The organism is Vibrio sonorensis (assembly GCF_001854765.1).
Taxonomy (GTDB): domain Bacteria; phylum Pseudomonadota; class Gammaproteobacteria; order Enterobacterales; family Vibrionaceae; genus Vibrio; species Vibrio sonorensis.
The window spans coordinates 1-16,753 of record NZ_LJJE01000063.1 but is presented as its reverse complement, the minus strand read 5'-3'; the positions used below and the strand labels follow the sequence as shown (position 1 = coordinate 16,753).

At 41.2% G+C, this 16,753-nt stretch carries 20 protein-coding genes and 3 pseudogenes; 9 read left to right on the top strand and 14 right to left on the bottom strand.

The window, feature by feature from the left end:
* Positions 1–27 precede the first annotated feature (27 nt).
* From BLO31_RS10280 to BLO31_RS10270, 3 genes are all read left to right on the top strand, one after another.
* A complete protein-coding gene (locus tag BLO31_RS10280; RefSeq protein WP_070965607.1) occupies positions 28–393 on the top strand; it encodes a hypothetical protein in 366 nt (121 codons plus the stop codon).
* Positions 394–587: 194 nt separating this feature from the next.
* Positions 588–863 (top strand): type II toxin-antitoxin system TacA family antitoxin, encoded by a 276-nt coding sequence (locus BLO31_RS10275; RefSeq protein WP_070965603.1) that lies wholly within the window; start codon positions 588–590, stop codon positions 861–863.
* On the top strand, positions 857–1,372 hold the full coding sequence (locus BLO31_RS10270; RefSeq protein ID WP_070965600.1) for a GNAT family N-acetyltransferase: 516 nt from the start codon (positions 857–859) through the stop codon (positions 1,370–1,372). Before BLO31_RS10275 ends, BLO31_RS10270 begins: the two co-directional genes overlap by 7 nt.
* Positions 1,373–1,435: 63 nt before the next feature.
* Here the strand turns inward: BLO31_RS10270 and BLO31_RS10265 are convergent, their stop codons facing one another.
* Positions 1,436–1,876 carry a hypothetical protein gene (locus BLO31_RS10265; protein WP_070965597.1) on the bottom strand — a complete coding sequence of 147 codons (441 nt, stop codon included), beginning with the start codon at positions 1,874–1,876 and terminating at the stop codon, positions 1,436–1,438.
* Between the two features lie 240 nt (positions 1,877–2,116).
* Positions 2,117–2,500 carry a RidA family protein gene (locus tag BLO31_RS10260; RefSeq protein ID WP_070965593.1) on the bottom strand — a complete coding sequence of 128 codons (384 nt, stop codon included), beginning with the start codon at positions 2,498–2,500 and terminating at the stop codon, positions 2,117–2,119.
* 339 nt (positions 2,501–2,839) lie between these two features.
* Here BLO31_RS10260 and BLO31_RS10255 point away from each other — a divergent pair, with 339 nt between their 5' ends.
* The 6 genes from BLO31_RS10255 to BLO31_RS10230 all read left to right on the top strand — a co-directional run bounded on the left by BLO31_RS10255 (position 2,840) and on the right by BLO31_RS10230 (position 9,581).
* Positions 2,840–3,679: an AraC family transcriptional regulator gene (locus tag BLO31_RS10255; RefSeq protein WP_070965590.1), complete on the top strand. Its 840-nt coding sequence runs from the start codon at positions 2,840–2,842 to the stop codon at positions 3,677–3,679.
* 48 nt (positions 3,680–3,727) lie between these two features.
* A complete protein-coding gene (locus BLO31_RS10250; RefSeq protein ID WP_070965588.1) occupies positions 3,728–4,363 on the top strand; it encodes a LysE family translocator in 636 nt (211 codons plus the stop codon).
* A gap of 553 nt (positions 4,364–4,916) precedes the next feature.
* Positions 4,917–6,176 (top strand): COG3014 family protein, encoded by a 1,260-nt coding sequence (locus BLO31_RS10245; protein WP_245688462.1) that lies wholly within the window; start codon positions 4,917–4,919, stop codon positions 6,174–6,176.
* 132 nt (positions 6,177–6,308) lie between these two features.
* A complete protein-coding gene (lpoB, locus tag BLO31_RS10240) occupies positions 6,309–6,911 on the top strand; it encodes a penicillin-binding protein activator LpoB (protein WP_070965584.1) in 603 nt (200 codons plus the stop codon).
* 67 nt (positions 6,912–6,978) lie between these two features.
* Positions 6,979–8,406 carry a DUF6844 domain-containing protein gene (locus tag BLO31_RS10235; RefSeq protein ID WP_070965580.1) on the top strand — a complete coding sequence of 476 codons (1,428 nt, stop codon included), beginning with the start codon at positions 6,979–6,981 and terminating at the stop codon, positions 8,404–8,406.
* A gap of 2 nt (positions 8,407–8,408) precedes the next feature.
* Positions 8,409–9,581: a hypothetical protein gene (locus BLO31_RS10230; RefSeq protein WP_070965577.1), complete on the top strand. Its 1,173-nt coding sequence runs from the start codon at positions 8,409–8,411 to the stop codon at positions 9,579–9,581.
* A 157-nt stretch (positions 9,582–9,738) separates the two neighbouring features.
* Here BLO31_RS10230 and BLO31_RS10225 read toward each other — a convergent pair whose 3' ends face one another.
* From BLO31_RS10225 to BLO31_RS10180, 12 genes and pseudogenes are all read right to left on the bottom strand, one after another.
* Complete coding sequence (locus BLO31_RS10225) at positions 9,739–10,071, bottom strand: DUF2185 domain-containing protein (protein ID WP_070965572.1); 333 nt, start codon at positions 10,069–10,071, stop codon at positions 9,739–9,741.
* Positions 10,072–10,481: 410 nt separating this feature from the next.
* A complete protein-coding gene (locus tag BLO31_RS24440; RefSeq protein ID WP_245688487.1) occupies positions 10,482–10,655 on the bottom strand; it encodes a GNAT family N-acetyltransferase in 174 nt (57 codons plus the stop codon).
* A pseudogene (locus BLO31_RS10220) lies at positions 10,635–11,023 on the bottom strand (GNAT family N-acetyltransferase); the annotation flags it as partial. The gene BLO31_RS24440 and the pseudogene BLO31_RS10220, both read right to left, overlap by 21 nt.
* Before the next feature lie 316 nt (positions 11,024–11,339).
* Positions 11,340–11,797, bottom strand: a pseudogene (locus BLO31_RS10215) (N-acetyltransferase family protein).
* Between the two features lie 54 nt (positions 11,798–11,851).
* The gene (locus BLO31_RS10210) at positions 11,852–12,337 is read right to left on the bottom strand and encodes a YbaK/EbsC family protein (protein WP_070965569.1); all 486 of its coding nucleotides are present in this window, start codon (positions 12,335–12,337) and stop codon (positions 11,852–11,854) included.
* Between the two features lie 291 nt (positions 12,338–12,628).
* The gene (locus BLO31_RS10205; RefSeq protein WP_070965566.1) at positions 12,629–13,090 is read right to left on the bottom strand and encodes a hypothetical protein; all 462 of its coding nucleotides are present in this window, start codon (positions 13,088–13,090) and stop codon (positions 12,629–12,631) included.
* Between the two features lie 83 nt (positions 13,091–13,173).
* Complete coding sequence (locus BLO31_RS10200; RefSeq protein WP_217495118.1) at positions 13,174–13,707, bottom strand: CPBP family intramembrane glutamic endopeptidase; 534 nt, start codon at positions 13,705–13,707, stop codon at positions 13,174–13,176.
* Positions 13,708–13,856: 149 nt separating this feature from the next.
* Positions 13,857–14,623: pseudogene (locus BLO31_RS25040) on the bottom strand (PhzF family phenazine biosynthesis protein).
* Between the two features lie 121 nt (positions 14,624–14,744).
* Positions 14,745–15,125, bottom strand: coding sequence for a GFA family protein (locus tag BLO31_RS23120; RefSeq protein WP_084659754.1), 381 nt, complete (start codon positions 15,123–15,125; stop codon positions 14,745–14,747).
* Between the two features lie 233 nt (positions 15,126–15,358).
* On the bottom strand, positions 15,359–15,805 hold the full coding sequence (locus tag BLO31_RS10190) for a nuclear transport factor 2 family protein (protein ID WP_070965559.1): 447 nt from the start codon (positions 15,803–15,805) through the stop codon (positions 15,359–15,361).
* A 76-nt stretch (positions 15,806–15,881) separates the two neighbouring features.
* The gene (locus BLO31_RS23505; protein ID WP_070965555.1) at positions 15,882–16,325 is read right to left on the bottom strand and encodes a hypothetical protein; all 444 of its coding nucleotides are present in this window, start codon (positions 16,323–16,325) and stop codon (positions 15,882–15,884) included.
* Between the two features lie 98 nt (positions 16,326–16,423).
* A partial coding sequence (locus tag BLO31_RS10180) for a nucleoside 2-deoxyribosyltransferase (RefSeq protein WP_245688461.1) occupies positions 16,424–16,753 on the bottom strand: 330 nt, incomplete at its 5' end.

Genomic DNA, 16,753 nt, shown 5'->3' with positions numbered 1-16,753 from the left:
TGGCTAAATTAAACCAAAGGATATGTTATGAAAGAGATAAAATGTCAAGTTTTACAAGGTGTCGCAGATTTAGAAGCTATTTATGACCCTTCCGCACAGGATGACACTTCTGTTTTTTTCTACAAAGGAACTCCCGAACATTGGTCATTGACCTATGGCCAGTTGCGACAAATCTGGGCAACACGCAATTTCAGTGTAACGTCCAAAAGCAACAAGGAAGATCGAGGCTTATTTAACATCGGTCCAATGAAAAACTGGTATTACAGTCACTCCTTGTTCAATACACCGTACAAGCTAGAACTCCAGATACAAGATATGATCCAGTTTGCCTTAATAGGCACTACTCGTAACAGCCTAAATCAAGTAGAAGAACATGAGGAAGTAACTGCTTAGAAACTTAAGCAACTGAAGGAGTGAGATTTTCTTAATTTCTCACTCCTTTCTTAGAAATAGCAGTTCTGTACATAACAATGCCTTGAAACCTTGAACGCTGTTAATTTACGTGCCAAAGTGACACATAGATTGCTTATTGCACATTTTAAGATCATAATGACCATGTGACATTTTCCCACAATTGGAGATAACACATGGCTACTACTTTGCCTCGTATCACTGCTAGAGTTGATGCCGATACACAAGACTTACTTACTAAGGCTGCCGCAATAGCTGGCATGTCTAGTATCAACTCATTTGTTCTAAGCGCTGCAATCGAAAAAGCAAAACAAGTCATCGAACGTGAACAAGCTTTAAAGCTGAGCCAAGCTGATGCTATGTTGCTCATGGATGCATTAGACCGCCCCGCAACAAAGAACTCAAAACTAATATCTGCTGCTCGTCGCTACGAGAGCAAAACTCAATCATGAATACAATACTGCTAGATAAAGCTAAGCACGATAGAAACCGATTCAACTGTGGCATCGAAGCTCTCAATAATTACTTAAAAGTAATGGCGAGTCAGCAAGCCAAGAAAGACAACACCAGAACGTTTGTTTTAGAAGATGATAATGAAAAATCACATATCATCGGCTTCTACACACTAACAATGACACCAATTGACCTAAAGACATTGCCCGATAAGTTACAAAAGAAGCATCAATCATCTACCTCTGGTGGTCTCATTGCTCGTCTCGCTGTGGATGATCGATACAAAGGGAAAGGGTTTGGCGAGTGGCTGCTTATCGATGCTCTGCGAAAGCTATTAACTGCTAGTGATAGCGTTGCATTTCCAGTTGTTATCGTGGATTCCAAAGACGGTGCGAAACATTTCTATGAACGTTATGGTTTTCGCGAATTTCAAGACGCTGAAAACAAACTGTTCATCACTATTGCAGACATTAGATCAAGCTTAAACGAGTTAACCACTGACCATTGACAAACCAATCATTTAGTCCAACGAAGCAAACCAAGCGCATCAAAATACCTGTTTTCGAGACGCTCAGTAAGACAGTTTGTTCTCGTAGAGTGATCTTTCTAAACCAAACACCACAACTACCGCCATTAAGAGCCACACTAACCATTGAAATGCATTTTGAACTATCACTACATGAATTGGATTTCCCACAACCCAATCCATAAGTGGTTGCCTTATAAACGCGCCATGGAGCGCCGCTAACAACACTCCCAGTATTAAAGAAGCGTTAAACCTGCCAAAAGTTATAAGTCTTTCTCTCGCTAATACATAGAGTAAACTCGCGGCTATGCCGTATTCTACTGCCGTTAGCAAAGCGACAAATCTCACGTTCCAAGACGGCTGTACAGTCAGCCCTTCCATTTGAGTAGCCACCCAAGACGGAAGCCATTCAACCGTGGCGACATGAATAACAAAGCTGCACGAAGACGCAACAACGGAGATTAAAAAAAACGTAAACAATTTCATTGTACTTCCTAGGTTCAAACCTTTGGTTAATCATGCTTACTGTTTACCAGTGCGTATTAAGGATTAGATGCGGAGTTATACTTCAGGCACCCTTATACAGGGCAAAACAGATCTATTGATAACCATTTGTACTTTAGCGGCTTTAAACAATCAAAAATCTGAAGAGAGTCAAACAATGACAAAATTTAGCTTTAAATAACAGCAAGTTAGACAAAAAAAGCCAACTTGCTGTTTCTATCGCTATTTCTTAGCTACAACGCGCATCTCTACGAGCGCATTTTCTGGGATAAACTCCGATACACCAATGGCCGACCACGCTGGATAAGGCGCTTTGATGTATTGGTCTTTGACTCTTGAGAAGACATCAATGTGCTTTTTTAGCTCGATGTGAAACGTTGTCATTTCTAGGATATCGTCATAACTCAAACCCGCCGCTTTCAAATAGATACCAAGCTTGTAAAAAGCGTCGTGAAACTGCTCTTCTGGGTCGAGACTAATGAGTTTATCTTTGCGCGCGGCAGTGACACCAGAAAGGTAGCAAGTACCATCTGCTTCTATAACTGGCGAAAAGTGCCAATCGTCAAAGTAATGTCTAAATTCTTGGGGAACAATAGATTTTTTCATAGATGCTTACCAATACTGAGATGTTAGAGGCTGATACCAAATAGACAAACAACAGTGTCTAATCGCAGTGTTTAAAGCAAGTTATTCGTGCCACTATTACAGCAACTTATTGATTTTGCGATCAACCTAAAACGTCATTGCTTAAGTAATCAGCATCTTAAACTCAATAATCTCCTGCAAGAAAAAACAATTGTATTGAACTGCAATATTCGCTTATCAACTCGCCTTATCTATTCTTCGCAGCTCAGTATTTATTAAGTTTGCATATTTATCTTCAGCCATTGCGCAAAACTTTAGCGTGGAATACGATAACGTAAACTTAAGCTTTAGGGGAATCCAGTGAGGGCTACTGTTCGTGATATCAATCAGCGTTTTTGGAACAGCAAATCTATTCCACATTTGACCATTCGCACTACTTATAACAGTACGCAAAGTTATAAAGCTCACTACCATTCTGAGTTGTCAATTGGGCTAATTGAGTCGGGCTCGACCTGTCTATCAATGCCAGAAGAGCAAATAATCCTCGACAAAGGCGACATTGTTATCATTGAGCCTAATATGGTTCACGCGTGTAACCCTGTTAATGATATCCCCCGCAGTTACCACATGCTTTATGTCGACAATGACTGGTGCTGCGAAATGCTTTCTGCGCTATATGGGTATGAGGTCACTCAATTTCGCTGTGATCAATACAAACTGGATCAGCAAGACATTGGTACCCAGCTCTCGGCTTTGGTCAGCACACTAAGTGCCCAAGGAGCTCAAAACGTTGCTTCAGAACTGGATGCACATCTGCTTAACTTGCTGAGTAACTTCTGTTCCCCGCAACGGGAAGCCGAGAATAGTGACGAGTTAGCAAGCAAATTGAAACACCGCTTATTGAGGGATATCGCTCAGCCCTCTCCTTTAGACATTATGTCAAAAGAGCTCGGACGCTCTAAAGAATCATTAATTCGTAACTTTAAGAATCACTTTGGTATCACCCCTAAATCCTTTTTAAACAATAATCGTGTAGAAAAAGCGAAGTTACTTTTGAAAAGCGGTATGAACATCGTTGATGTGGCTACTGAAGTTGGCTTTTCAGATCAGAGCCAGCTCCACCGAGCTTTTGTTAACTATACCGCTTCAACACCAAGACAATATCAACAGATGACGTCAATTTTCGACAATAATTTGTAAGCGAAAAATCCTATAGTCCGAAAAATTTTTGATTATAGGTAAAGACTTATGTTGTTCTCATCACTTCTTCCCGCCGCTTTCCCAATGCTTGCCTTGGCTCATTTCGTTGCATTGTTAAGCCCAGGGCAAGATTTTTTTCTAATTGTCGCCCATTCACTTCGTCATCGGTTGCGTGGTAGTCGGTATATATGCCTTGGAATCGCAATTGGAAATGCAATCTACATTGCAGTAACAATACTGGGCTGGACTAGTATTCGTGACAATCAAATGGCCTTTTCTTTCGTTGAGATATCAGGGGCCCTCTACCTTCTTTGGATAGGTTCCAAACTTATTCAAAGTAAAAAAAGTGACGCCATTTGGGATACAGAGCAAGAGAAAGTCCCCTCTGCGATCAAGCAACTGCTACTTGGGCTCAACTCCGCAATACTCAACCCCAAGAATGCTCTGTTTTATATGAGTCTTATGGCAGTCATTCTAGGAAATGAAGTCACGCTTGCTCAGCAAATTACGTCTGGCGTCTGGATGTTCCTCATTGTTTTGCTTTGGAATTTACTCATTGCAGCCACGATTGGACAACCCCGCGTGCAAACATACCTCGCGAAAGGGATACACATAATTGAAAGAAGCGCAGGGGTGATTCTGATTTGCTTTGGTGTCATCGTGTTTGCCAGTTATCTCCCGTAATTGACGTCCAAAAACAATGGCACAATGAAACTTGCTGGCATCTAGTATATCAAGTTTACCTAAGCAAAATATAAAGACAGAAAAAAGAAAAATCGAGCAATAGCAACTTATTAGTAATAAGCTCCGTACTTATATGCGCAGTACTGGTAAAAAGACAATTCACACTAATTTAAGAGACTTGTTTAATGATTTTAATATTACACTCATCAGTAAAACGCTTGTTAATAGTTTCCCTTTGGAGCAATTCACTAGAAAATCGCATTTGACTCACCTCATGAATGCACGCTTAAAAAACAGGCTACCATTGAGGATTGGCCAATAATTTCAAAGGCACTAAAAGTGCCTTATTTGATAACTTTATCAAGAACTTAGTGCGGAAATTAATTATTAGATTAATGATTTACATCAAGTAAATTCCACATAAAGTTCTGGTGTTACAAAAAGTGTTAATTTCCACACCAATACCCACTTGATTGCTATTGCCTCAGTAGCTATAAGACATGACTCATATATAAAATTCAGTTAGTTAAATAATAAATGAGTTAATAAGTCTATGAAAATTAAATTCATTAGCAGTGTAATTAGTATTGCTATACTGTCAGGTTGTACAAGTATTATCCAGAAAAATGACTTCGATAGCTTTAATACTAAGCTTGATTCTGGTGATTTTTCGGGGGCGTCCAAGGTGGCTTTGGAGCATGCGGGTTATGACGAAGAATCTGGAGAGACAGATGATCTACTTTGGACATTACAAGCTGGAGCGACGTTAAACTACGCCGGTGATTACGAGTTGTCGACGAAGTTGCTTGATGCAACCGAGACAATGATGAAAGAAGAAGACACCGAAAGCACAGTTTCAGAAGGAGCTGAGTTTGTTGGTTCCATGATCGGAAACGACGCAATGTTGGCTTATGAGCAATCGCATTACGATGGCATCATGACTAACACTATTAAAGCGTGGAACTTTATAGCAACCCATGATTTTCAAAATGCTCGTGTCGAACTTAATAGAGCAGAAGAGCGTCAGCGTCGAGCTGCCCAACATTTTGCAGATATCATAAAAGAACGAACTGAAGAAATAAAAGAAGAAGCTGGCGAATCGAGTATGCTGGTTAAACAAACCATGGAGTCTGGTTACACCAAAAAGGCACTCAAAAATGCTGGCATTGAACAAGGTCAATGGAAACCTTATGAAGGCTATGTAAATCCTTTTACTACGTATTCTTACGCCCTTAATTTGCTCGTTACAGGTAAATCTAAGTCAGACTTTGAAAAAGCCTCCAACTCGTTTAAACGCGTTTACTCTCTAACTGGTTCTCCAGTAGCAAAAGCTGACTATCAGTTGGCTCAGAGTATGGCGAAAAGTCGAAGCCAATCAAAACTTGAAGATCAAGTTTGGGTCATTTTTGAAAACGGGAAATCAGCAATTAAAGAAGAACGACGTCTAGATTTACCAATTTTCTTGCTCTCTAATAATGTCACATATGCAGGTATTGCAATACCGACACTAAAAGAACGCGGCGTCGCTTTTGATAACATCACTGCTAATGGTTCTAAAACAGAGACTATTGCAGACATGGATAAGATCATTAGCGCTGAATTTGATCAGGATTTCCCGTACATCTTAGCGCGTGAAGTAACAAGAGTTACTTTGAAGACAATCGCTCAAAAACAAGTTAAAGATGAAAACGCTCTACTTGGCGATGTATTTGCAATTTTCCAAATGGCAACCACTGGTGCGATATTCGAACTTTCTCTGCGCTGCCAAGCGAGTTTCAGGCAACTCGGGTTAAAGCGAAAGACAACAAAGTAGAAATTAAAGCGGGCTCTTTCACTATTCCGGTTGAGCTCGATAGCGAGTCCAAGAAACATATTATCTACGTAAAAGCCGTATCTCCGATAGTCCCACCATCTGTAAAAGTCGTAAATATTTGAGGAAAACACAATGAAAAAATTAGCTATTGCAGCTGTAATTGCCGCGATGAGTTTAGCTGGCTGTAAAACAACAACATCTTATATCGATGCTGCAGATACAACAAAAAACGTGGTTGCGGCACTTTCTTATGCTGACTTCTCTAAAGCGGCAAACGAAATGGCGGATGAAATCATCGCAAGTAAGTTGATGACTCACCCACAAGCGGATGTAGGGGGGCGTTATATTGTTTATGTGAGTGATATTGAGAACGACACAATGCAGCGCTTAGACACCGACCAGCTAACGAAATCGCTACGAGTCAAGTTACTTCAATCCGGAAAATTCCTCGTCACCACCGCGTTTGGTGAAGATGACGCTACAAAGGAAATGCGTGAGTTGAAAGATTCAAAAATGGTCAAGCAATCAAGTGTTAAAGGTGATAACCAAGTTTTAGCACCCGACTTTAGCCTATCGGGTAAGATCCTTCAGCGCGACTCAACTTTAGACAATGGCGACACCCGTATAGAGTACTATTTCCAGATGTCGTTAACTAACATTGAAAACGGTCTTGCTTATTGGGAAGGGGAAAGAGTCGTCGGCAAAGTAGCCGATGGTTCAAGTGTTAGCTGGTAATCAACAATGAAGAATAGGCAGTATTTACTGCCTATTACTTTTTAGGGAATAAGTTGGGTAAATAATAATGAAATTGAACAAGTTACTTGCAGCATTGTTGGTGGCAGGCATATCACTGCCGACGGTTGCATCCGAGGAAGAGAAGTTAGTCAATACTGCTGTGACCGCTGAAATAACCGAAGAAGTCGCGGGAGAGCAAACAGATAAAGATGTTGTTCAAGTTAACAACGACGTCGATACTGCTGACGTCATTGATGAAAAATTAGAAGCATATGTCGCAAAAGTAAAACGAACTTTGCATAACCAAGGTAAGCAGCATCGTGTTTTTGTCTATTCGGGTTCTGCAGAGATTATGGCGGAACGCAACGATCCTAGATGGACAGAGTATCGAGCCGCTGCGTTGGACAAAGCAGTATTGGAAGCTCAAAAAGCGTACTTGCAAACGCTGAACACCAGTGTTGAAAACAATATGCTTTATTCAATGACCAAAAACAGCGGTTTACCAACACCGACAGAAGAAGACTTCAAAAGTGACTCTAAGATGGTTAGCTTCTTGGACAAAGTTGTTGCAGTGCTTGAAGGAAAACTCGACAAAGAGCTCCAAGAGATGGGTATAGATCCAAAAGAATTTGAAGCTGCCCCACCATCGATTAAGCGAGATCTATTCAAGGAATCTGTTGTTAAACAAACAGTTAGGTCTTCTTATGGTGACTTAGCTGGCATGATGGTTATCAAAACATTCGAAGAAATAAGGGATTCAGGCCAAGGCACTGTCGGGGTTGCACTTGCACTGTCTGCCAACAAGCGCGATCAAGTGCGCGCTATGATCGATTCTGAAGGACAAATCGCTCCTCAGAAGGACAAGGCAAACCCGAACATGAGCTCTATCTATGACATGTTCTATAACCAAAAAGACAGTCTATATCTGAAAGTGGGCACTCAAGTCTCTTATGACTCGGAAGGTTACCCAATGTTAATTTCTTATGGCCAAGCAGGGGTCACTTACACTACTTCTGCCGCTGAAAGAAAAATAGAACGCAAAGCGGCGAAAAGCTTTGCTACCAATAATGCTTGGGCAAGCTTAGCGCAAACATACAACTTAAACGGCGATTTCCAAGAATCAACTTCAGAAGAGAACCGAGTCAGTAAATCCGAACAATTTGACTTGATCGCAGGCGCAGTTCGAAAAAAATCGTCAGGTCTAGTTAATGAGTTGATAAAATCGGTACAACAAAGTGCGTCGATGACTTCAAACGTTCAAAATATGACTGGTGTGAGTACTGAATTTGAATGGCGCCGCAAGCATCCAGTGCTTGGGCATGAGATGGTCGGAACGGTACTGGTTTGGCATCCCAAAAAGATCGTTAGTGCGAAAAATATGGCAAGTGGTATGAGTGCTGAAAAGTTGGATCAAGAAGCACTAAATGCTGAATCTCCATCTGATAGCATTAATTCTGCCGAATCAGAAGATATGTTTGATGCAGCGGATTTCTAATCATGAGTAAGCGTTTTATATTATTGTTTGTTGCGACCGTATTTTCATTTGGCTCATTTGCAGCAAGTTATGAAAAGGTTCTAACCACAGGACAGGGTGACACGTTAGACCAAGCGATAGACGTCGGGTTAAGACGAGCAGTAGAGCAAGTATCTGGTGTTTCAATTGAAAGTTCTCGTTCCTCATTACTGTTGTCAGCGAGCGACGGCAAAACTAAGCAGCTAGTTGACGTGATGGCAGACGGAACAACCACCTACACGCGAGGTGACGTAAAATACAGAATTTTAAGTGAAAAGTGTTCAAATGATGCTTGTAAAGTTCGGTTAGAAGTCAGAGTTAAAGTTGATCCTAGAGACAAGATTAAAGACCTGAATGCCAACAGGAGAACGATAGCGGTGGGCGACTTCTCCGGCCCTAAAGGAACGACTATTGGTAAGAAAGTCGAAGAACTCTTAGTTCAAGATAGGAAATTCAAAGTACTTAACAACAAGCAAGATCCGTCGTTACAGTATTTTGTATACGGAAAAGTTATTGAAGCCAATACGCAAAAACGTGTGGTTGATAAGTCTCGCAAAGTCGAATTGACAGGGGAGAGTATTAAAGACGTTAAAACGTACTACGACTCCAAAGTTTTAGTAGAGTTTAAGATTCTTGACGTCGTACATAATCAAGTCAAGTGGTCATCTACTATTCCTACCACCTCCAGCCGCAATAACTTGAGCCTACTGATTGATATTGCCTCTAAAAAAGTATTCAGCCAACTCAAAGACAACATTTACCCTTTGGTTGTGTTGGTCGGAGATAACGGTTCTTTAGTACTAAATTCAGGTGGCAATACGGTCAAGCAAGGCCAGTACTTTGACGTATTCAATCTAGGTGAAAAGTTCATCGATCCTGTAACGAAAGAGAGCTTAGGTCGAGACGAAATTAAAGTAGCGACAGTCAAAGTAACGAAAGTACTGCCCAAGTTGGCATACATAAGCGTAGTAAAAGGCAATACGTCAGAAATCAAAAACCACAGTATTGCACGCAAGTCTACTTACGCAGCGTCACCGAAAAAAGCAACGACTAAAACCAAGCCAAAAACAGTCAAACCAAAAGAAGAAAAATCCGTAGGATTATTCTCTAACCACCTGATTCATAGGCACCCTTTTCACTCTATTGGGTGTCTATGAACAGAGGCTCTTCAGCAAAGTCGGTGAGTTTATCTGTTAAGTCTTTATATGGTCACGTTACTGTATTCTTAGGAAAAATTAGCAACGCGCGTGTCTAGGAAAGTTGGCCGGACGTCGCTTGTAGAGCATGGTGCATAACTAGGGCGGTACATAGCCCCTACTCTTCCACTCTCACAAACGGTTCTAAGTCCGACTCTCTTTCGAACGAGGCACCGATTTCGGCATTTAAATGCCTGATTATGCTAGGATCATAATTGGCTATGGTGTTAACATCGTAAATACCGCTGTGTTCTTGAATATCAAGGTATTCTGGTGTTTCGTAGCCGCTCATAAATCGCCAGCCGCTATCTACTTCGTCTTCTGGCGTTTCACGGTACATATACAGCACAGGTTTACCTTCTACGGTAATCATATCAGTGGCTAAGCAGGCACCTATCCCAATGACAAAGGGTTTAATATCTGCTGCTTTTAGTTTGAAAGCTTTGCTCATACTCTGATTCCTTAACAATGACAACTACGAGCGTTTATTTCTCTTACTTGTTTTACCTATTCGCGTTTATTTTGTTCGCCAACCTTGTAGAACAACATTTGGACAAACCAATGAGGAAAACTCAAGATAAAGCATTGAGTTTCATATGTTAATCCAACTTAATCTTAGATTGTTAGGGGGTTATCGTTCTAGTGAATAAATTTATCTAAACCCATGAACCTCTTCACATTTCAGAGCTGAGTTATTATTGTAGCTTAAATAGCCGGTGGGATTTGTGGCGCTCTAACTCTGTAAATACAGGCTAAAGCATGATTGACATTACCAGCCCATGACTTAAGGCTGGTAATACAGAAGCAAATGTTCAGATAGACTTGTAACACTCGGCAGGATTAAGTCATTTTTACCTTATATTAGTAATCACAATCTTCGGCAAGTAAACCGTAAAGCACTGAGTCTGAAACGTGTCCATTAATTTCCCAACGCTGCCTTAACAAACCTTCTTTAACAAAACCTAATCTCTCTAATGCCTTTCCAGAAAGAACATTATCTGAATCTATTTCCGCTTCGATTCTACGTAAGTTCAATGTTCCGAAGGCATAATCAATAATGGCGCTCGCGGCTTCAAACACGATCCCTTTTCCCCATGCCTGAGGCTGATACCAAAACCAATTTCTGCTCTTTTAGACTCTTTGTGGTATTGAAAGAGCATAATTTTCCCAAGTAATCCTTGGCTTTCTTTAAGAAAGACTCCTAACGTCAGTTCTTCATTTTTTTGCATGGAATCAGCGCTGCTGCTAATAAACCTCTCTGCGTCTTGCAAAGTAGACCAAGGCTCGGTGTTCCAGTAGCGCATCACGGTATGATCAGAAAAAATAGTAAACAAGTTATGAGCATCGTTATTGTCTAGCGGGCGGAGTACTAAACGTTCGGTTTCAATTTTTGTAGCTAGCATTCAATCCTTACCTATAAAACGTTGTGTTTTGCGACAAACTAATTTGATACTTAAGCCAAAATAGGTCGCTTGTATTTTTAGTTGAGTCCACAGCAAAGGCGTGAGCGCCATAACAGCATAGATTCAGTATTGTTTTAGAATCGCTATAAATGACAAATAGCGTTAGTGGTGTAGATAGGTTTACCCATTGATATGTGGGCAAATTTCTTGTATTCAATGGGTAACGTCAAATTGCTTTGTTTAGGTATAAAGCTTCAATCGACTAAACATCATTTGAGAAAGCAAAGATTTCCACACTCTATTCTCTTGTTAAAAATTACTTTAACGCTAGTTTAAGCCCTTCATGTGTCGCTTTAAAGCCGAGCTTTTCATAAAACCTAATTGCCTCCGGGCGAGCTTTGTCGCTAGTGAGCTGTATCAAGTGGCAGCCTTTTGCTTTCGCACAAGCTATAGCGTGTTCAAACAGTTTTTCTCCAATACCTTGCCCGCGAACACTCTCGCGAACTCTTACCCCTTCCACTAGGCAACGCAACTACCGATATGTGTGAGATAAGGGATATAAGTTAGCTGTAGCATGCCCACTATTTTCCCTTCTAGCTCTGCAATCAGTAGATCATTATTTGGGTCAGCGTTAATCGCCTTGAAAGCCTCAATATAGGCGGGATTTATTGGCGTGGCGTTATCCTCTCTGGTTTTGCCTAAAGGATCATTGGCCAGCATAGAAACCAGCGCAGTTAAATCCCCTCTATGAGCAGTGCGATATTGCAGTTTCACCAATGACTCCTTTTATTATTGCGAAGCTCTACACGTACCAATGAGTCAATCTAACTATTGCTTAGACAAATCGATCCACGTTCCGCTTGTTAACTCGCCTAGATTTTTAGGATTTAATGCAAATACTGAATTTGGTGTACCCGCAGCGGCCCAGATTTCAGCGTACTGTTTCAAATCTGAATCCAGAAGAGTATGAACTTTATCGTTGTGCGCGACTGGGGGCACGCCGCCAATAGCATAACCCACCTTCTCTCTAACAAAAGTGGCATTGGCTTTTTCTAGCGTAATGCCAGTGGCGAGTTTAACTTTGTCCGTACACACCATGTTGGTACCTGAGGCCACGACTAATACTGGCTCACCGGTCTCTCCATGTTTGAAAATCAGAGATTTGGCTATTTGAGAGACGGTACACCCAATAGCATCAGCCGCTTCTGCAGCAGTGCGAGTAGAGGCGGGCATTTGCTGAACAACAAACTCATGCCCGTGTTGAGATAAAAAATCTTGAACCTTCGATGATGACGTTTTTAGCTGCTGAGACATGCTCTCTCCATTCTTTACTTATTGATTTTATAAATAGATCTTAGAAAGGTGTAGAGCAGGTAGAGGAGGAACCACTACCAATCACCTCAGTTTAATGAACTTTGGCTTTATCACATCGACCATCGTCTAGTGACTAAAAGCCACAACAAAATGATAATTAGTTGTTAATAATCATCGTACCCTTGTTGTGCGATTTTTACAAAACCGATTTTTTTCAACCACTTCCGCTTGGCACATCCCTATGAACTGCTTATCCCACGCTAGGACAATATCAAAGGAGAGAGACACTCTTTATCCGTTTGCACTAGTCATTTCGCCGACTTTAGCTTTGCGATAGTCTCTTGGCATTTCAGGCATCGTTTTATCTAACAAAAACGTGTTCCAAATTGCATTAAGCGTACTGTCGGCCAGTTGTTTGGTCTGTTTCACATCCTCGTTTATCAGGGTGTAAGTGCAGGTGGTTTCCGAAAGGCTAGACACTTGATATACGTGAACGTGCTGAGAATCACTCTGATCAACAACATTCACGATTAGTTGACTATTCTTAACGCTCCAAGTACCCACTTGACCAAAATAATGTTCGTCTCCGTCTGGGTATCGCTGCTTAATAAATACTTCTATTTCGCCATTTTTGTGAAAAACCGAGCGGGTCATCCTTTCGCCACCATAAGATAGCTTAACCATGTCATACCAAGTTCCATACAGCGGAGTGAAGTCGATTTTTTTATCAAACAACCTTTGGAACACCTTCATCACAAAACTCCTTTGAGAAGAACTCATTATCAATCATTACTCGATTAAACTAATCAGCATAAAGTCACTGCAAATTATCGAGTTCAAGAAACAAAACCATTAGCAATATACAGCCCTGTAAAAGCAAAGAAATTTACAAGGATATGAGCTGCTATTGGGAAAGAAATACTGTTTAACTTTCTGCTGCAATAGGCCCATAACAAGCCCATAAACGCGGATCCAAACACCAACGGGGCGAATCCACCATACGCAATATCACTAATGGTGAACAAAGCGATATGCCAAATCCCAAACAGAGCAGTTGCAAGCCATAACCCTATTTTTTCGTTATTTTTAAACTCGGAAAGATACAAACCACGCCAATACAACTCTTCTACAAAGCCATTTAATAAAGCGGTAGCAGCGGACAAAACTAGAACCATGAGCCTAATGGAATCAATGTAGGGCAAAAAGTTTACATAAATCGCCCCGCCCAACGGGACAAAACAAGCCAAAGCATAGAACCATGATTTTTTGGAAACGATATCGAAGCGAAACAGTTTCAATAATGCGGTTTTATCAGCTAAAAGTAGAACAGCTAATAGGCAGTACGCCCAATAGACAGCAAAACCAATCAAATAGCCTCGCGTAGGACCAAAAACAGACGTAGTTAGGTGAAAAACCAGCACCATGAATGGGAAAACAAGTACGGACGAAAGTACCAGCAAGCGTTTGCGCCTGTCGCTTTTGAATCCGCGGTTATTCTCAATATTAAAGCGTTCCATACCTAACCGATATCCATAGATTGTCGAAGTTTCACTGCGGCTGAAACAGTAATCGTCGAACTTGATGTTTTTTCCACTTCAAAATACCCACCAGTTGCAGACATTTGCTGTGCAGACAATCGATTCTTATTCAGTTGATTAAACCAATACGGAGCGAGTGAGCACTGCGCCGAGCCTGTTGCAAGATCTTCTGGGATACCAATTTGGGGTGCAAAATAACGCAGGACATAACTGTTTTCTGAACTTTTCGCAGTCACGATCAATGCGTGAAAACCATCGGTGGCTTCTATTTTGTCGAAATCAGGTACAAAACGAGCCACGGCTAATGGAGAAGGTAAAACCAAAACTAGATCGCGTGTGACAAAAGTTTCTACAATAGTTTCGGTAACGCCAAGTGATTGAGGGGCTATATTCTGGGAATTGCCTTCCAAGATGGGAGCGTCAAACTAAAACGCGCTAACGTATTTGTAACGACCACTTCCCCATAAGCGCTGCATAACGTAACCGCGGGTAGTTGATACTTAGATATCAATGCAGCCCCTGCGCCCAAGCTACCATGGCCACATAAATTGATTTCACCATCGAGTGAAAACCAACGAATATTGAAGCGACCCTCTGACTTAACAACAAAAGAAGTCACTGGCTGATTGAGTTCGCGGGCAGCCGAAAGCAAGTTAGCATCGCTGAGCCAGTCTTCTAACTCGAGCACACCACATGGGTTCCCTTTGGCCTTATCTCCAACAAAAACATCGTAAACTTGTGCCTTAATATCCAACCACCCGCCAATAGAGCTTTGTATCTATATGATTAATAAGACTATATCAATCAAAAAAAAACACAACTCCTGTCATTAAAGACAGATAGTAAAAATGTTAAAAGGCCAGAACCGCTCACTTATTCTTAGACGTGGGACACCAGTTAGGGGTACTAGATTCAAAGATATGCTCTTCGCTTGAAGGGGTAAATTCACTATCGAGTAACCCAAGAGAAAAAGAGCGGTACTTCTCATTAAATTCGCTCTTATCTTTCCACTCGATATTAGAGCCACATAGACGGCAGAATGTACGAACGGTATTTTTTGACGATTGGAAAGATTGAATGTATTCCTCGCCCTCTACTCTGACTTTATCCTTTTCGACCAAACCATATGATGCAAACGCTGACCCGTGTGCCTTGCGACACATACTGCAATGACAGTGCATCACATGCCGCACTTCACCCTCGATTGTTAGTGAAACAGCACCGCATAAGCAACTTGCAATATATGCCATCAAACAAACCTCATACAATTAGTATTCACTGAAAGAATGCCTTCACTGGTAGTAGAAATAGCTTTCCAACAATGCGCCTCTATGTCAAACCGCTATATCGATTTTTCCATGCTGAATGCGCAAGATTGACTGCCAATCAGACTCAACGATTTCTCTCACTTCCAACGCTTTACTCCAAACTAATCTCAGATATACAGGGCACGCAACTCAAAATCACCCTATATGGTGCTCACTTATTCCACTTCTTCAGACAATAACATGGTGTGATTCGAAATTAACTGATAATCCTGTCCGCCCTTTACGTAAGTACGCATAAAGTGGAATGTAAGTACTGGTCTCTCATCCGCTTGCTGCTTATCACCACCGGGCCTCTTTACATCAACATAACCAAACACAACTGCGGTTGACTCGTGTATAAGCGCGGTCACATCCCTAGAACGCCTTACACCTCGCCTGATATCACGGGGCAAAGATGCCGACTTTTCGAATGCTACCCTAAAAAACTCCAAAAAGTCGGCTTTGGAATTTTGGATCATTTCCGCCTTGTTATGCACCCACACAAAATCAGGGTGTAGCAACTGCTCAACGGCATTTCGGTCGCCCTCGTTGAGTGCAGTTTCCCATGAACTATCGATTCGCTTTATCTCTTCTACTACGGTAATTTCAGATGGGTTTAGCATTAATACGTCTCGCTTTCTCTGTTTTCTCTTTAGCTTATCAGTTGCTAGACAAACAACCGATTTAAGCAAAAAAACACTAATTTGATGGTCTCTCTCCGATAAATTTTTGCATCTCAGCGTAAAGAGAATCCAAATTTTGGTACCTTGATAGATCCGCCTGAAGACCATTTGTACCAGTGAGTTTTATGGATTTAATGGCGCCCTTTGAACGCTTTACTTTTATCGATTTTACATTTGCCCAATTCAATACTTCGTAGCTATCTGGCTCATAAGTGATCAAACCTTTTTCCGTCACTTCGATATAATGGTGATTCGCGTAGTGGAGAAATGCCTTTCGACCGCGATAATTCAAAAAGGCGAAAACAGTAGAAGCCGCGATAGTGTAGGTTAGCGTTTCCCAACCGACCTTACCGTACATTAGCCAAGAGCCACAAAACACCACAGTGGGCCAAAACAACAAAATAAAAATAGCGCCCATGTAACTATTACGAGTTAATTTATCGGCAATCTTAAACTGCATTGTCTGTACCACTGATTCTTAGAACTAAATTGAACAGGATTAATGGTGATGCTAGAACTCAAAAGCGCCAAGTGTTGCCAATCAATAACACTTTTAATTTATTGTAAGAGTTTGGCTATCTCTTCAGGTGCAGTAACACCAGCAAGCAAATGAGTAATATCAGGATCCGAGATCGGTTCAAGAGCAAAAACAGGTTTACCTAAACCTAGCGCAAAACCAATATCCAACGCGACACTTTTACCGACATAACCATCGAAGTTGAGAATATAGGTCACGTCTGCTTCTTTAATCCTGCAGAGGCAACCATCAATGCCGCCACTTTGTAAGGGGTCAGAAATAGTGACTTCAATATCCATGCTAACCAGTGTTTCAAACACTGCATGCATACGATCTAAATTTTTAAAACTTCCTGCTAAATAGACGGATTT

What these genes read in the sequence shown, in the direction of transcription:
- BLO31_RS10280 (WP_070965607.1), top strand. Translation starts at nt 28, where the DNA reads ATGAAAGAGATAAAATGTCAAGTTTTACAAGGTGTCGCAGATTTAGAA.
- BLO31_RS10275 (WP_070965603.1), top strand. Translation starts at nt 588, where the DNA reads ATGGCTACTACTTTGCCTCGTATCACTGCTAGAGTTGATGCCGATACA.
- BLO31_RS10265 (WP_070965597.1), bottom strand. Translation starts at nt 1,876, where the DNA reads ATGAAATTGTTTACGTTTTTTTTAATCTCCGTTGTTGCGTCTTCGTGC.
- BLO31_RS10260 (WP_070965593.1), bottom strand. Translation starts at nt 2,500, where the DNA reads ATGAAAAAATCTATTGTTCCCCAAGAATTTAGACATTACTTTGACGAT.
- BLO31_RS10250 (WP_070965588.1), top strand. Translation starts at nt 3,728, where the DNA reads ATGTTGTTCTCATCACTTCTTCCCGCCGCTTTCCCAATGCTTGCCTTG.
- BLO31_RS10245 (WP_245688462.1), top strand. Translation starts at nt 4,917, where the DNA reads ATGAAAATTAAATTCATTAGCAGTGTAATTAGTATTGCTATACTGTCA.
- lpoB (WP_070965584.1), top strand. Translation starts at nt 6,309, where the DNA reads ATGAAAAAATTAGCTATTGCAGCTGTAATTGCCGCGATGAGTTTAGCT.
- BLO31_RS10235 (WP_070965580.1), top strand. Translation starts at nt 6,979, where the DNA reads ATGAAATTGAACAAGTTACTTGCAGCATTGTTGGTGGCAGGCATATCA.
- BLO31_RS10230 (WP_070965577.1), top strand. Translation starts at nt 8,409, where the DNA reads ATGAGTAAGCGTTTTATATTATTGTTTGTTGCGACCGTATTTTCATTT.
- BLO31_RS10225 (WP_070965572.1), bottom strand. Translation starts at nt 10,071, where the DNA reads ATGAGCAAAGCTTTCAAACTAAAAGCAGCAGATATTAAACCCTTTGTC.
- BLO31_RS10210 (WP_070965569.1), bottom strand. Translation starts at nt 12,337, where the DNA reads ATGTCTCAGCAGCTAAAAACGTCATCATCGAAGGTTCAAGATTTTTTA.
- BLO31_RS10205 (WP_070965566.1), bottom strand. Translation starts at nt 13,090, where the DNA reads ATGAAGGTGTTCCAAAGGTTGTTTGATAAAAAAATCGACTTCACTCCG.
- BLO31_RS23120 (WP_084659754.1), bottom strand. Translation starts at nt 15,125, where the DNA reads ATGGCATATATTGCAAGTTGCTTATGCGGTGCTGTTTCACTAACAATC.
- BLO31_RS10190 (WP_070965559.1), bottom strand. Translation starts at nt 15,805, where the DNA reads ATGCTAAACCCATCTGAAATTACCGTAGTAGAAGAGATAAAGCGAATC.
- BLO31_RS23505 (WP_070965555.1), bottom strand. Translation starts at nt 16,325, where the DNA reads ATGCAGTTTAAGATTGCCGATAAATTAACTCGTAATAGTTACATGGGC.